This window comes from Pseudomonas sp. NBRC 111133 (assembly GCF_001320605.1).
GTDB classification, from domain to species: Bacteria; Pseudomonadota; Gammaproteobacteria; order Pseudomonadales; family Pseudomonadaceae; genus Aquipseudomonas; species Aquipseudomonas monteilii.
On the sequence record NZ_BCBJ01000058.1, the window covers coordinates 48,148 to 60,848 of the forward strand.

The following is a 12,701-nucleotide window of genomic DNA, read 5'->3' on the forward strand; positions in this document are numbered from 1 at the left end:
CTCAGGCAACGGCGACGACGTCGAGGATGCGCTGGACCACGCGGTCCTGGTCGATCCCTGCCGCCTCGGCCTCGAACGAAAGGATGATGCGGTGGCGCAGCACGTCGAACAGCACCGCCTGGATGTCTTCAGGGCTGACAAAGTCGCGCCCGGCCAGCCAGGCATGGGCACGCGCGCAGCGGTCCAGCGAGATGGAACCGCGCGGGCTGGCGCCGTAGGCGATCCAGTCGGCCAGCTCGGCGTCGAACTTGGCCGGGGTGCGGGTGGCCATGACCAGCTGCACCAGGTATTCCTCCACCGCGTCGGCCATGTACAGGCCGAGGATTTCCTTGCGCGCGGCGAAGATGGCCTGCTGGCTGACCCGGCGCTCGGGCTTGGTCTCGCCGCCCAGGGCTTCGCCACGGGCTTGCGCCAGGATGCGCCGCTCCACCGCAGCGTCGGGGAAGCCGATTTTTACATGCATCAGAAATCGGTCGAGCTGGGCTTCGGGCAGCGGGTAGGTGCCTTCCTGCTCGATGGGGTTCTGCGTGGCCATGACCAGGAACAGCGGCGACAGGTCGTAGGTGCTGCGGCCCACGCTGACCTGGCGCTCGGCCATGGCTTCGAGCAGTGCCGATTGCACCTTGGCCGGGGCGCGGTTGATTTCGTCGGCCAGTACCAGGTTATGGAAGATCGGCCCCTGCTGGAACACGAAGCTGCCGGTTTCCGGGCGATAGATTTCGGTGCCGGTGATGTCGGCAGGGAGCAGGTCGGGGGTGAACTGGATGCGATGGAACTGCGCTTCGATGCCTTCGGCGAGTTCTTTGATGGCCTTGGTCTTGGCCAGGCCCGGTGCGCCTTCCACCAGCATGTGGCCGTCGGCCAGCAGCACGATCAACAGCCGCTCGACCAGTTTTTCCTGGCCTAGGATCTGGGAAGAAAGAAAGGTGCGCAGCGCGATCAGCGCTTCACGGTGTTCCATCGGCGACGGTTCCTGGTGTGGGGCCTGAGGCGGCTGACGGTAGCGGCCCTGGCAAGGGCTGATACTTTAATCTATCCGGGGGGGCGGCGACCAATGGCGGCGGGTAAATTTATCGTTACGGGGGCTCGCCGGTACAGAAATGTCCCAGGTAGGGCTGGCCATTGTCTGATGGTCGGTGAAGGCGTGCTGGCGCCTGCTTGTGCTTTTCAGGCAAGCAGAAGGCACGATGATGAAAATGAGCAGCGGCAGCACGCCAATCCCCAAACCCGCCACCCTGCGTTTTGGCGTGTTTTTCGATGGGACCGGTAACAATCGGCACAATGCCATGGCCGTGGATGAACCGCGCGGCAGCTATGGCAATGCCCTGAGCAATGTGGCCCTGTTGCATGCCCTGTATCCGGCGGGTGAGGCTGATGCCGATGGCACCCGGGTGTTTCTGAAACGCTACGTGGAAGGCGTGGGTACCCTGGCAGGTGAGGCGGACCATGCCTATGCCGCGGCCACCGGTCGTGGGCGCACGGGTGTTGAGGCGAGGGTCGCCGAGACTTTGCAGGGGATGGCCGAACAACTGCGTGGCTGGTGCCGGGCGCATCCGCAGGCAGCCGTGACGCGGGTCGAGTTCGACCTGTTCGGTTTCAGCCGCGGGGCGGCGGCGGCACGGCATCTGGCCAATCTGCTACAGGATGGCGCGGGTGGGTTGTTGCCGATAGCGTGCGACACGTCCATCAACTTTATCGGCCTGTTCGACACCGTGGCAGCGATCATTGCGCCGTTGCAGGGCGATTTCGACCCTGCCGATAGCCGCCAGGGCGGCCTGCGCCTGGGCCTTGGGGCAGGCATTGCCCGGCAGGTGGTGCAGCTGGTGGCGGGGGATGAGCAGCGGCATAACTTTCCGCTGGTGGGCAGTGGTCACGACATTGTGTTGCCGGGGGTGCATTCGAATATCGGGGGCGGTTATCCGGAAACCATGCTGGAGCAGGTGCTGCTGTGCAAGCCGCAGTCCCAGCGTGTACCGGTGGGCATGCGTGCCGAGCAAAGCCGTGTGTATGCCACGGTAAGCGCCTTGTTGGCGTCGGCGTATGCCGACAGGCGCGAGCCCAGGCCGCAGGTTGTGAGCTGGGAGGCGCCCCTTGCCGGCGGCCGGCCAAATGAGGCGCAAAAGCAGGTGTATGCGGCGTTGTACCGTGAACGGGAAGTGGCGGGGCAGTTGTCCCGGGTGTACTTGAGCGTGATGCGAGCGCTGGCGGTGCGGGCTGGCGTGCCATTTGCGCCGTTGGGCGAGCAGCCTGAGCACAGGTTGCCGGAGGATTTGCTGGAGATCAGCCGCAAGTTGCATGCGTTTGCCTTGGGAGAAACGGACCAGCCGGGGTTGAGCGAGGCTGAACAGCGGCTGCTGTGCGAGAAGTACGTGCATGCCTCGGCGAACTGGAATGCGCTGAAGGGCTTGCGCAACAGCGTGCTGGATGTGTTGTTCGTCAATCGGCCGGGCGCAGGCGGGCGCGTGGTATATGCCAACCCGGCATCCTGAACGACCCAAATGACAGGCCAAGGCCGCACCTACACGGCGCGCGCCAGTCGTTCTGCGTTGCGGGCCCTGGCCAGGTACGCCTCTTGCGCCAGGGTCAGCAGCACCGTCAGCAACATGAACACGACCGATGCAATGAAAATCCCGTTTGGCAGGCGCTGGTCGAGCATCCAGCCGAACGCCACCGGCCCGATGGCGCCACCAATGTTGAACCCGGTCGACACCAGCCCGAACGTTTTGCCCTCGGCGCCTTTCGGTGCAGCCGCTTTGACCAGCATGTCCCGCGATGGGGCGATGATCCCGGTCAGCAAGCCGATGGCACCCAGCACTATCACCAGCGCCCAGCCGTGCAGCAGCCCCAGGGCCACCAGCGCGGTCAACGCGGCCGCTGCCGCGAAAGCCAGTGCCGCCACCAGGCCATGGCGCCGGGTACGGTCGGCCAAGGCACCACCGCACAGCACGCCCGCTGCGCTGCACAGCAGGAAGGCGGTGAGCGCGGTGTTGGCCCAGGCCAGGGTCAGGCCTTGGCCTTGTACGAGTGCGGCGACGGAAAACTTTTCAATGGCGCTGGTGCTCAGGTTGAGCAGGATGAACAACACCGTCAGCACGCCGATCATGGGTGTGAACAAACGCACGCGGCCTGTTGCTGCGACCGGGCCAGCGCCTGTTTGCTTGCCTGGCCCTGCGACCCGGTACACGCCGCTGCCTGGTATCGAGATCAGCAGCAATGCCGCTACTCCGAATACGGCGCCTGCGGTCAGGGCCGCCCGCGTGCCGAACACAGCGGCGATACCGAGGAATACGGCCGGCGTGACCGCCGAGCCAAGAAATCCGGCAAAGGTATGAATCGAGAACGACCGCCCCAGGCGTGCGGGCTCGATGCCGTTGGCCAGCAGTGCGTAGTCGGCCGGGTGGTACACACCATTGGCCAGGCCAGCCATGGCCATCGCCACCAGCAATACCGCATACCCCGGGCTGGCCGCCAGCAGCAGGAAACTGAGGCTGCCCAGCAACAGCCCGGCCTTGAGCACGTTACGCGCCCCATAGTGGTCGACAGCGTAACCCAGCGGGGCCTGCACCAGGGCGGAGACGATGTTGAATACTGCCAAGGCCACCCCGAGCTCGACGAAGCCCACCCCCAGCAGGCCGGGAAGCACGGGCAATAACGCCGGGATCAGCATGATGTGTACATGGCTGACGAAGTGCACGGCAGCCACTTGGGTAAGCAACTTGGGGCCAGCTTGGGGCATGTCGATACCTGTTGTACGGCGTGCGCCGCTGGCGCACGGCAAGGTGAAAGGAAGCCCGCTCAGCGGGAGTTGCCGCTGAAAGCGGGGAGGCGGCCGTTCAGCGCGGCATGGGCCAGCAGACCAATGACCAGGCCCCAGAAGGCCCCGCCAATGCCGAACAGGCTGATGTTGGCGGCTGCCGCCAGAAAGGTGATCAGTGCCGCCTCGCGGGCGCGGGCATCGGCCATTGCGCTGGCCAGGCTGGCACCGATGGTGCCCAGTAAGGCGAGGCCGGCCAGGGTGGTGATGAACGTGCCCGGGAGGGCCATGAACACACTTGCCAGGGTGACCCCGAACACCCCCACGAGGATGTAGCAGACGCCGGCGGCGATCCCTGCCACCCAGCGTTTGCCTGGGTCTTCATGGGCTTCCTTGCCGGTGCAGATGGCTGCGGTGATGGCGGCGATGTTGAAGGCATGCGAACCGAACGGCGCCAGCAGCAATGACCCCAGGCCCGTGACCGCGACGATCGGGTTGGCGCTGGTCGTGAAGCCATCGTTGCGCAGTACCAGCATGCCGGGCATGTACTGGCCGGTGAGGGTGATCAGGAACAATGGCAGGGCCACGCTGAGGGCAGCGTTGAGGGAGAAGGTGGGCGCGGTGAATACCGGAGAGGCGAACTCCAGCTTGAGTGTGGTCAGGCCCACTTGCCCTTGCAGCAATAAGTAGCCGAGGCCCAGTAGCAGAATGCCGACCACGGCGTAGCGGGCGGTAAAACGCTTGAATGCCACATAGGCCGCAATCAGCAGCCCGGCCAGGGCCGGGTCCACCGACAGGCTGGCAAAGGCACCGATACCGAACTGCAACAGGATGCCGGCCAGAAGCCCGGCTGCAATACCGCCAGGGACGACCCGCACCAGGCGCTCGAAGCACCCGGTAATCCCCAGCACCACGAAGCCGGCGGCCGACAGCAGGTAGGCACCGATGGCTTCACTGTAGGGCACATTGGCCAGGGCGGTGACCAGGAACGCAGCGGCTGGCGTGGACCAGGCCGTGATCACCGGCGCGCGGCTGTACCAGGACAGCGCAACGCCGCTGAGGCCGACGCCGATCGACACGGCCCATACCCACGAAGACGTCAGCTCGGGGCTCAGCCCGGCAACCTTGGCCGCCTGGAACACCAGGATGAAGGTGCCACCGTAGTTGACGATGACCGAAACGATCCCTGCCACAACGGGGTGAAGGATGTCTGCCAGCCGAAAAGGGGTTGAAGAGCTTTCTACAGGCGCGTCCATGGTTGCCTCTGGTAAAGATCAGGTAGAGCAGCGCAAGGCTGCTTCTATAGAAATGCGCTGCCCGCCAGCGAAAGGCTGACGGGCAGGTTTCAGGGTCAGCTGGCCAACGCTACCAGCAGGTTTTTCAGGTAAGCGTTGCCTTGCGCATCCAGCGGCTGCAGGGGCAGGCGCGGGGCGCCGACATCCTGGCCGAGCAGTTTCAAACCGGCCTTGATGGTGGTGGGCAGGCCTCGGCGGGTGATGTACTCCAGCAGCTCATACTGGCGGTAGAACAGCGTGCGGGCTTCGGCCAGCTGGCCTTGCTGCACGGCGTCCCACAGCGCCAGGTTCAGTGCCGGGATCAGGTTGGGGGCGGCGGTGCACCAGCCGGTGGCGCCGGCCACCAGGGCTTCCAGGGTCAGCGGGTTGCAACCGTTATAGAACGCCACTTGGCCTTCGGTAGCGGTGAACAGGCGGTGCATGCGCTGAATGTCACCGGTGCTTTCCTTGACCATGGTCACATTGGGCACCTCGTCGAGTATGCGCAGGATCAGCTCCACCGACAGGTCGGTGCCACTGGTGCCCGGGTTGTTGTACAGCATGATCGGGATGTCGATGGCGGCGCCGACCGCCTTGTAGTGGGCGACCACTTCGGCTTCGGTGAGCTTCCAGTACGAGATGGGCAGCACCATCACTGCCGTGGCGCCGCAGGCCTGTGCCAGGCGCGCACGCTGCACGGTGCGGGCAGTGGTCAGGTCAGAGACGCTGACCACGCTGGGCACACGCCCGGCGATGCGTGCCTGGCTGAAGCGCACCACGGTTTCCCATTCGCTGTCGGACAGGTAGGCCCCTTCGCCGGTGCTGCCCAGCGGTGCGATGGCGTGCACGCCGCCTGCAATCAGGCTGTCGATGGATGTGCCCAAGGCCTCCAGATCGAGCGAGCCGTCTGCCGTGAAGGGAGTGATGGTGTAGCCGATAACGCCGCGAATTACAGGTGTAGACATGACCAGGCACCTTTGCCGTTGTTGAGGAAAGCGTACAGCTTCGATCAGCCCAGGCAGTCGCCATGGGCACGCAAGGCACGGCGCGCGTAGTAGCTGAACGCGGCGCCATGACGTTTGGGGGTGGAGATCCAGTCGTGGGCCTCTTTGCCCAGTGCTTCTGGGATGGGGCGTATGTCACCGGCGCCCATGGCCAGCAGTTGCATCTTTGCCGCGCGTTCGAACAGCAGGGCGAGCACGCAGGCTTCTTCAATCGAGCCACCGGCAATCAGCAGGCCGTGGTGGGAAAGCAGGATGGCGCGTTTGTCGCCAATCGCCTTCGCGATGATTTCGCCTTCTTCGTTGCCTACTGGCACGCCGGGCCACTCCTTGAGGAAGGCACAGTCGTCGAACAGTGGGCACAGGTCCATGTGCGAGATGGCCAGCGGCACTTCCAGCATTGACAGCGCGGCGCTGTGCAGCGGGTGGGTGTGGATGATGCAGTTGACGTCGGGGCGGGCGCGGTACAGCCAGCTGTGGAAGCGGTTGGCCGGGTTAGCCATGCCGCGGCCTTGCAGCACGGTGAGGTCCTCGTCCACCACCAGCAGGTTGGAGGCGGCGATTTCGTCGAAGCCCAGGCCCAGTTGTTGGGTGTAGTAGGTGCCGGGCTCCTGCGCGCGGGCGGTGATCTGCCCGGCCAGGCCTGAGTCGTGGCCGCCGTCGAAGAGGATGCGGCAGGTGAGGGCGAGCTTTTGCCGGGCGGTGTAGGTGTTGTCGGCCAGCGCGGTCAGCATTTGTTGCTGGGCGAGTTTGACCAACTGGTCCTTGGGAACCTGCATGGTGGTCGTCATGGGCGGTACCTGCATGGGAAAGGGCAATGGGTTGCTGATGGACAGGTGACTGTCATCAGGACACAGTGCGATCTTAATGACACAAAGTGTCATATGCAAGCGATGTGTCATCGCTTTTCGGAAAAACAAGCATGCGCGAAAACCTGCTGCGTGGTGACGTTCGGGTTGGTGCTCGGGGCGTGGGGCAAAATGCGGATGGTGAAGGCGCCAGTCGAGGGTTTACAGGCGGGACAGGTTTCGGTTTGACGACAAGGCCGTTCAGAAGGGTGAAGACCCGCAATTGCGGGTCTTATCACTCAATTTTCTAATGCCTTACCATCGCAAAAGCAATCAATAGCCAGGCCGAGCCAATGATGATGAGCCAACTCGAAGAAACCAGCTTGAGCTTTAACTTTGACGGAAAATTCTTAAGCTCATCAGGGCTCACCAGACCTATTCTTGAGTGAAGCCGAGGAAAAGTGAGTAGGCCGCAGGCAGCACAAGTCAGCATCCATCGTGCCCGGTAGGTAGTAGTCCCCAGCAATCGCTTCATTTGCTCTAAATAGGCATTGCTTCGTATGGAGCTGTTGATAACGTCAAATTCACGAGACCAAGCCACAAAACCACTAATTACAAGGCCGGCTGAACTTAAGGCAAATGGCGCAATTAGAAAAATCAATTGAATTTTCAGTGGCCAGGTATTTATATCAATCAGCGATAGACTCATAGATCTTTTCTCCCACCATTTCCCCCACAGCCTCGCCAGCCACGCTTCCCGCCAGAGAGCCCGTTCCAACAACGGCAATACCACATATTGGTGCTCCAATTCCTGCGGTTCCAATAGCGAAAACACCGCAAATTGAAGTGGCTGCTAATCCTGTGATAAAGCCACCCGCAGCCCCACCAACAACACCGCCACTGAAACTTCCAGCTTCCTTGAGGCGCACAACCTTACAAGCTTCGGTTTCTCCTGCTTGACATGCCTCCTTTACTTTCTAATAGGAAGAAGTACCGCCGAGCCCAATCGCAACATGCCCGCCATGTTTAAGATACCTGCCGAGCTTCGCCACCTTATCCAGATGCGTTGCATACCCCGGAATCTGCCCCGGCCCACCCGCTTTCGACCAATGATGCACCAGGCTCTTGGTCGAAATATTCAAGCTCTTCCTCAAGCGCTCATAATTTCCAAGGTTCAGTTGCTTGTTCAAAAATGCTGTTTTCAGCTGTCCATCCAGTTGCTGCAGAAGGCGCCGCCGTTCGGCGAAGAAGCCTGGGCTGTTCAGGTGGCCGTGGCGCATGAACTCCCGCTGGTGCAGTTGCTCGATACTCGTCAATGTATGACTGACCTGTTTCAAGCCTTGGTCCAGCATGTCCTTGCCCACGCCCATGGACAGGCTGGCGTTGCTGAGCAAACCTGCGATTTCGGCCTGGTGCTCCATCATGAAATCCGCTTCGGCGTAGTCGAGCACTGCCAGCGCACGCCGCGCATGCTGCGCTGCGGCCATCAGTTCTCCCTCTTCGCGTGTGCAGGCGTCACCGTTGTCAGGATCACCGATGACGAAAATTTCCCCTGCTTTGAACCCTTGTTCAAACGTTGGATTGAGCCGCTGCAATCGGGAAATCGGTAACGTGGCATCATGCTCGGCCAAGTGCAGCAGCACCTCGGGGAACGACATGCGCCGGGGAACCACATAGAAGCCAGGCTCCAGCGTACCGGGCAGTGCACCTATTACAGGCTGGGAGAAACGCTCCGGGTAGACCGCGTTTGACGGCTCGGCAAAGTGAGCATTGGCAAGCCCTGCTACGGGTTGCATGGGTGGCGGTGCTTGATACAGCGGTGCGACCACCCGATTGCTGCCCGGCGAACAGCCACAGACAACCAGCGCACCATCCATGGCCACGCGCTGTCCATCGGAAATGAAGTGGTCCACACCTTCGGCGACCATTCCCACCTGCACACAAAGAGGGCATGGCGTGGTCTGGTCGCCTTCACGGAGCACCATTCGGCCCTCGTCGAGATAGCCGGCCCCCGTCGCGATACAGATAGCTCCCGTGGTGGTCACAGCGCCATCTACCGCCTGGCCTTTTCCCTCTAGACTGACGCGCATCCTCAAGCTCCCTGTGGGTGGATAGGGTTAGAAACCTAACACCCACGGGGCGGCCTCAAGCGCTTGTCACAGAGAATCAGAAGCGTCCTACAAGTCATCCGAATTTGCTCCATCTGAGCCGCCCTTGCGTGCGCCACGCTTGAGGCAAGGCGATGAAACCTCGTAGTAACCCTGGGCCTGATTGAGGAGCAGGGCGAAGGGCCTGTTGATCGACCGTTTCCGCCGCAGGAAGCTTGAGGCCGCCTACTTGCACGCGCTGGCACAACTGCCCGAAGCCGAAGCCCCCTCTGCCGCACGCCAGCTGATGCTGTTGCAGGCGCTGATGCAGCTTGATGCCTTGAGTGCATGGCCGAGGCCATTCGCGACTCTTACCTGATTACCCTCGGAACAGGGGATAGACCGCTGTTCTTGCGTCTATGGTTCATGCGCCTATGCAAAGGACGCCCGGTCGGTTTGCCACAGCCCTTTGCGGGTACTGCCGGAAAGCCTCTGAAATGGCGCTGATCAGCTGTGCATCCGTGATCGGGTCCAGCCCTGGAAAGCGCTTGCCATTACCGTCAACCCCGAGGGTAAGCACGGCCTCGACACTGGCGTCGTTTTCACGATAGGCCTGCCTGATGGCCTGGGCCTCCAGCGCTTTGTCATCTGCGCAGCGCAGGGCATGGTGAATGGCCAGTGCCGCGCCAAACACCAGGGCCGGGGTTTCAATACCATGCTTGTGGGCCAGCTCGATGCTGCTGAAAATGCGTTCGTTGCGCTGAAGCTTGCGCAACGGGTCGCGCCCCACCCGGGCACAAGGGTCTTTGAACGAGGTTTTGCAGCGTTCCAGGAAGGTCTCGGCAAAACGGCTGACCACTTCCGCCATCTGTGGGTATTCCGCCACCAGTGCGGGGCCGACTTCCTGGCGAATCAGGCGCTCGGCCAGTTCGCTCACCTGTGCATCGCCCATACCTTGGCCTACCGAGTCATGGCCCAGCAGGCTGGCGTACCAGGCAACGATGGCATGCGGGCCATTCCACAAGCGGTTCTTGATGACCTGGATCTGGGTGATGTCAGGCACCGTTTTTACCTGGCGCAGGCGTTCGAGCAGGTCGCTGCCGTGCTCTACATACAGCGGCATGTCGGGTTCGCTGTTGAACAGGATCAGGTGCAACTGGCTCATCGCACTGCTGGGCTGGGCAAAGGGCCTGAAGCGCCCGATCAGCCGTTCGTATTCAGGCACTGGCGTCGATGCCTTTGTGGCGACTGCCGGCTCGTCTTCCAGGCTGTTCTGGAACATCTGCGACTTGATGCGCAGTTGCCGTACCAGTGCGTCGTTGCTGAGCTTGGAGACGATGCGGCTGACCACCGTTTCGGCGAAGTGGGTCTTTTCCAGCACTTGCTCGCCGATTGCTGGCGGGCACAGCAATGCCAGCTCCGCTTGCACATGGCGGCGCACAAACGCAGCGCCGCCCACCTTGTTCAGCACGATCAGCAACGTCAGCTCACGGCCACGGCGTTCGAAGCGCTTCAACAGGCCTTTGGCAATCACCTGCGCCTGGTTGCGGATGGCCTGCTCGGGCAGGCTGAGGCCGATAATTTCGGCAGCGGTGTACATCTGGATCAGTGCATCATCATCGTCCATGTCGATCATGCGCACATTGTCGATGGTCTGGTCGAACGAAGTGGCCCCGTAGCGCACGCTGTAACGGCCGAAGGCATTGACGCTTTCACGCAACATGCGCGAGCGGGTCGCGGCAATGATCTCACAAGGCCGGGTGTAGCCATCCCAATGGGAAAAGACCTGCGTCAGGTAGCCACCCCCGATGGCGCCGAAACCATGGATGCCCACGCGGAACTGGTTCATGGAGGCCGGAAAGTTTTCGTACAGTTCGGGCATGCCCAGGTCGGGAACGCACTCGCTCAAATCGGCCAGGAACTCGGTCATGCTGCGGTAGGCCTTGAGCGCGCCTGCCTTGATCTCGGGGGCCGGCGGCTTGATGTCTTCGATAAGAATCGCCTGCCCTTGAGCGCGCATTGCCGAGCGCATGCCGTTCTCTGAGTCCTCGACCATGAAGCATTGGTCCGGCTCGCAATTGAGCGCGCGGGCGGCTTTCAGGAAAATCTCGGGGTGGGGTTTACCCTGGCTGACTTCATCGCCGCAGACGGTGATATCGAAATACTTCAGCACGTTGGCGTTGATCAGGTATTCCTCGGCGATGGCACGGCGGCTGGACGTGGCTACCGCCATGGTCAGGCCCGACTTGCGCAGGCGCTCTAGCACTTCCAGCAGACCGGCCTTGATCGGTACGCCGTGATTGCGCACGTACTCCAGCTCAAGTTCATCCGCGCGTTTGCGGATTTCGGCGTACGGGAAGTCTTCACCGTTGTGCGCCTTGGCGAGGGCTTCGGCTTTTTTCGCGCTCAGGCCCAGCGAGCCGATCAGTGTGTGTTCGCCCAGTGCCTTGCCGAAGATTTCCAGCGAGGCTTGCTTGAGCGTTCTGAAACGCAAGCGCTCGGTGTCGAAGAGGGTGCCATCCATGTCGAAGATGGCGCTGTGAATTTGTTTGCCTTGAAATAAAAGCATTGCGTGTTGCCCCTGTAAGTGCGTCAGACATCCCGCCTGTAGCAAGCGAGAACGGCGTTGTGCGCTGCAGCGTTGGCAGTCAGGTCGGGGGCAGGCGTTTGGCAGGTGCACGCTCGGGCGTGACACAGAGGTAAGGCGGTGCAGAGCGGGGCGTGCAGAGCAGTGTTGCGAGTTTGGAGGCGAGGCGGATGACGCGTTTGCCTGTGAGGTCACGCCCACTGGCTGCAGTGCGGTTTGCAGGCAGTGGGCGCAAGTAGCGATGGATACGTGTGGTTCCTGGCATAAGGTGTTTTGCTTCCTTTGTCGTTGCGGGTGATCCTTTTTCAGCCTTGCACGTATGCGCGCCGCCATGCAAGGCTTGGGCTTCCGTTACCAGGTGAACCGCAATGACCCAAGCTACCGATCAGGCCTTTTACGACCGCGCCGATGCGCACATCGACCTGGCCAACCAGCAGATCGAAAAATTCGAAGACCTGGGCAAGGTCAGCGCCTCGCTCACCTTCGGCGCAACCCGTTTCAGCGCCTGGATGAGTGCCCGCAGCTTCAAGAGCGGCGCGGAGCTGGCGGCCGCCCGGGAAGAGATTCTGAAGTACTTCTGCGAACAGTACCGGATGATGCTCGAAGACAACCTGGATGAGCATATCGAGCACTTTGATCGTTTTGTGCTGGGCAAGGCCGACTGACACGGGGGCGGCTAGCGGGCCTTCTTTTCGAGAATCCGCGCCCCGCTACCCTCCTTGCTCAGCACATCCTCGGGGTTACGCAGCGGGCAGTCTTCCAGCGACAGGCAACCGCAACCAATGCAGTTGTCCAGGCTGTCGCGCAGCGCCTCCAGCGTGCGGATGCGGGCGTTCAGGTCTTCGCGCCAGGCCGTGGACATCTCGCCCCATTGCGCTGCCGTGAGCTTGCTGTTGGGCGCATAACGGCTGAACGCCTGCTTGATTTCCTCCAGCGGAATACCGGTGCGCTGCGCCACCTTGATGATCGCCAGCGTACGCAGCACCAGCGCGGGAAAGCGGCGCTGGTTGCCGGCGGTGCGGACACTGGCGATCAGCCCCTTGGACTCGTAGAAGTGCAGCGCAGAGACTGCCACGCCGCTGCGTTTGGCCACTTCGCCTACCGTGAGCATCCGCGTGTTGTCCACTGCCATACCTGTTGACCTCAAGTTAAGTTGAGCTCTTATAGTCCTGCCCGATCTTCCCCGCAACCGCTTTCCTGATTGATCGGA

Annotated in this window: 11 protein-coding genes and 1 pseudogene; 3 read left to right on the forward strand and 9 right to left on the reverse strand. The window is 62.0% G+C overall.

What is annotated here, in order from left to right; translation table 11 throughout:
* Position 1: 1 nt before the first annotated feature.
* Positions 2–961: a MoxR family ATPase gene (locus APH36_RS12140; RefSeq protein ID WP_016714824.1), complete on the reverse strand. Its 960-nt coding sequence runs from the start codon at positions 959–961 to the stop codon at positions 2–4.
* 226 nt (positions 962–1,187) lie between these two features.
* On the opposite strand from APH36_RS12140, the gene APH36_RS12145 reads away from it, so the two are divergent.
* Positions 1,188–2,489, forward strand: a complete 1,302-nt coding sequence (locus tag APH36_RS12145) for a DUF2235 domain-containing protein (protein WP_060498812.1) — start codon at positions 1,188–1,190, stop codon at positions 2,487–2,489.
* 29 nt (positions 2,490–2,518) lie between these two features.
* Here APH36_RS12145 and APH36_RS12150 read toward each other — a convergent pair whose 3' ends face one another.
* The 6 genes and pseudogenes from APH36_RS12150 to APH36_RS12170 form a co-directional block, all read right to left on the reverse strand.
* Positions 2,519–3,736 (reverse strand): MFS transporter, encoded by a 1,218-nt coding sequence (locus APH36_RS12150; RefSeq protein WP_060498813.1) that lies wholly within the window; start codon positions 3,734–3,736, stop codon positions 2,519–2,521.
* 59 nt (positions 3,737–3,795) lie between these two features.
* Positions 3,796–5,010, reverse strand: a complete 1,215-nt coding sequence (locus tag APH36_RS12155; protein WP_060498814.1) for a benzoate/H(+) symporter BenE family transporter — start codon at positions 5,008–5,010, stop codon at positions 3,796–3,798.
* Between the two features lie 95 nt (positions 5,011–5,105).
* A complete protein-coding gene (locus APH36_RS12160; RefSeq protein WP_060498815.1) occupies positions 5,106–5,993 on the reverse strand; it encodes a dihydrodipicolinate synthase family protein in 888 nt (295 codons plus the stop codon).
* Between the two features lie 44 nt (positions 5,994–6,037).
* Positions 6,038–6,820 carry an aldolase gene (locus tag APH36_RS12165; RefSeq protein ID WP_060498816.1) on the reverse strand — a complete coding sequence of 261 codons (783 nt, stop codon included), beginning with the start codon at positions 6,818–6,820 and terminating at the stop codon, positions 6,038–6,040.
* Between the two features lie 304 nt (positions 6,821–7,124).
* A complete protein-coding gene (locus tag APH36_RS31630) occupies positions 7,125–7,526 on the reverse strand; it encodes a hypothetical protein (RefSeq protein WP_125474443.1) in 402 nt (133 codons plus the stop codon).
* Positions 7,507–8,907 (reverse strand): annotated as a pseudogene (locus APH36_RS12170) (PAAR domain-containing protein). Before APH36_RS12170 ends, APH36_RS31630 begins: the two are co-directional and overlap by 20 nt.
* Before the next feature lie 205 nt (positions 8,908–9,112).
* On the opposite strand from APH36_RS12170, the gene APH36_RS31635 reads away from it, so the two are divergent.
* The gene (locus tag APH36_RS31635; protein WP_156342128.1) at positions 9,113–9,283 is read left to right on the forward strand and encodes a hypothetical protein; all 171 of its coding nucleotides are present in this window, start codon (positions 9,113–9,115) and stop codon (positions 9,281–9,283) included.
* 45 nt (positions 9,284–9,328) lie between these two features.
* On the opposite strand, the gene mtlD is transcribed toward APH36_RS31635, so the two are convergent.
* The gene (mtlD, locus tag APH36_RS12175; protein WP_060498817.1) at positions 9,329–11,473 is read right to left on the reverse strand and encodes a bifunctional mannitol-1-phosphate dehydrogenase/phosphatase; all 2,145 of its coding nucleotides are present in this window, start codon (positions 11,471–11,473) and stop codon (positions 9,329–9,331) included.
* Between the two features lie 386 nt (positions 11,474–11,859).
* Here mtlD and APH36_RS12180 point away from each other — a divergent pair, with 386 nt between their 5' ends.
* Positions 11,860–12,156 carry a DUF3144 domain-containing protein gene (locus APH36_RS12180; RefSeq protein ID WP_060498818.1) on the forward strand — a complete coding sequence of 99 codons (297 nt, stop codon included), beginning with the start codon at positions 11,860–11,862 and terminating at the stop codon, positions 12,154–12,156.
* A gap of 11 nt (positions 12,157–12,167) precedes the next feature.
* Here the strand turns inward: APH36_RS12180 and soxR are convergent, their stop codons facing one another.
* The gene (soxR, locus tag APH36_RS12185) at positions 12,168–12,623 is read right to left on the reverse strand and encodes a redox-sensitive transcriptional activator SoxR (protein WP_060498819.1); all 456 of its coding nucleotides are present in this window, start codon (positions 12,621–12,623) and stop codon (positions 12,168–12,170) included.
* Positions 12,624–12,701: the final 78 nt, after the last annotated feature.

Coding starts and splice junctions, on each gene's coding strand:
- APH36_RS12140 (WP_016714824.1), bottom strand. CDS start 961: ATGGAACACCGTGAAGCGCTGATCGCGCTGCGCACCTTTCTTTCTTCC.
- APH36_RS12145 (WP_060498812.1), top strand. CDS start 1,188: ATGATGAAAATGAGCAGCGGCAGCACGCCAATCCCCAAACCCGCCACC.
- APH36_RS12150 (WP_060498813.1), bottom strand. CDS start 3,736: ATGCCCCAAGCTGGCCCCAAGTTGCTTACCCAAGTGGCTGCCGTGCAC.
- APH36_RS12155 (WP_060498814.1), bottom strand. CDS start 5,010: ATGGACGCGCCTGTAGAAAGCTCTTCAACCCCTTTTCGGCTGGCAGAC.
- APH36_RS12160 (WP_060498815.1), bottom strand. CDS start 5,993: ATGTCTACACCTGTAATTCGCGGCGTTATCGGCTACACCATCACTCCC.
- APH36_RS12165 (WP_060498816.1), bottom strand. CDS start 6,820: ATGACGACCACCATGCAGGTTCCCAAGGACCAGTTGGTCAAACTCGCC.
- APH36_RS31630 (WP_125474443.1), bottom strand. CDS start 7,526: ATGAGTCTATCGCTGATTGATATAAATACCTGGCCACTGAAAATTCAA.
- mtlD (WP_060498817.1), bottom strand. CDS start 11,473: ATGCTTTTATTTCAAGGCAAACAAATTCACAGCGCCATCTTCGACATG.
- APH36_RS12180 (WP_060498818.1), top strand. CDS start 11,860: ATGACCCAAGCTACCGATCAGGCCTTTTACGACCGCGCCGATGCGCAC.
- soxR (WP_060498819.1), bottom strand. CDS start 12,623: ATGGCAGTGGACAACACGCGGATGCTCACGGTAGGCGAAGTGGCCAAA.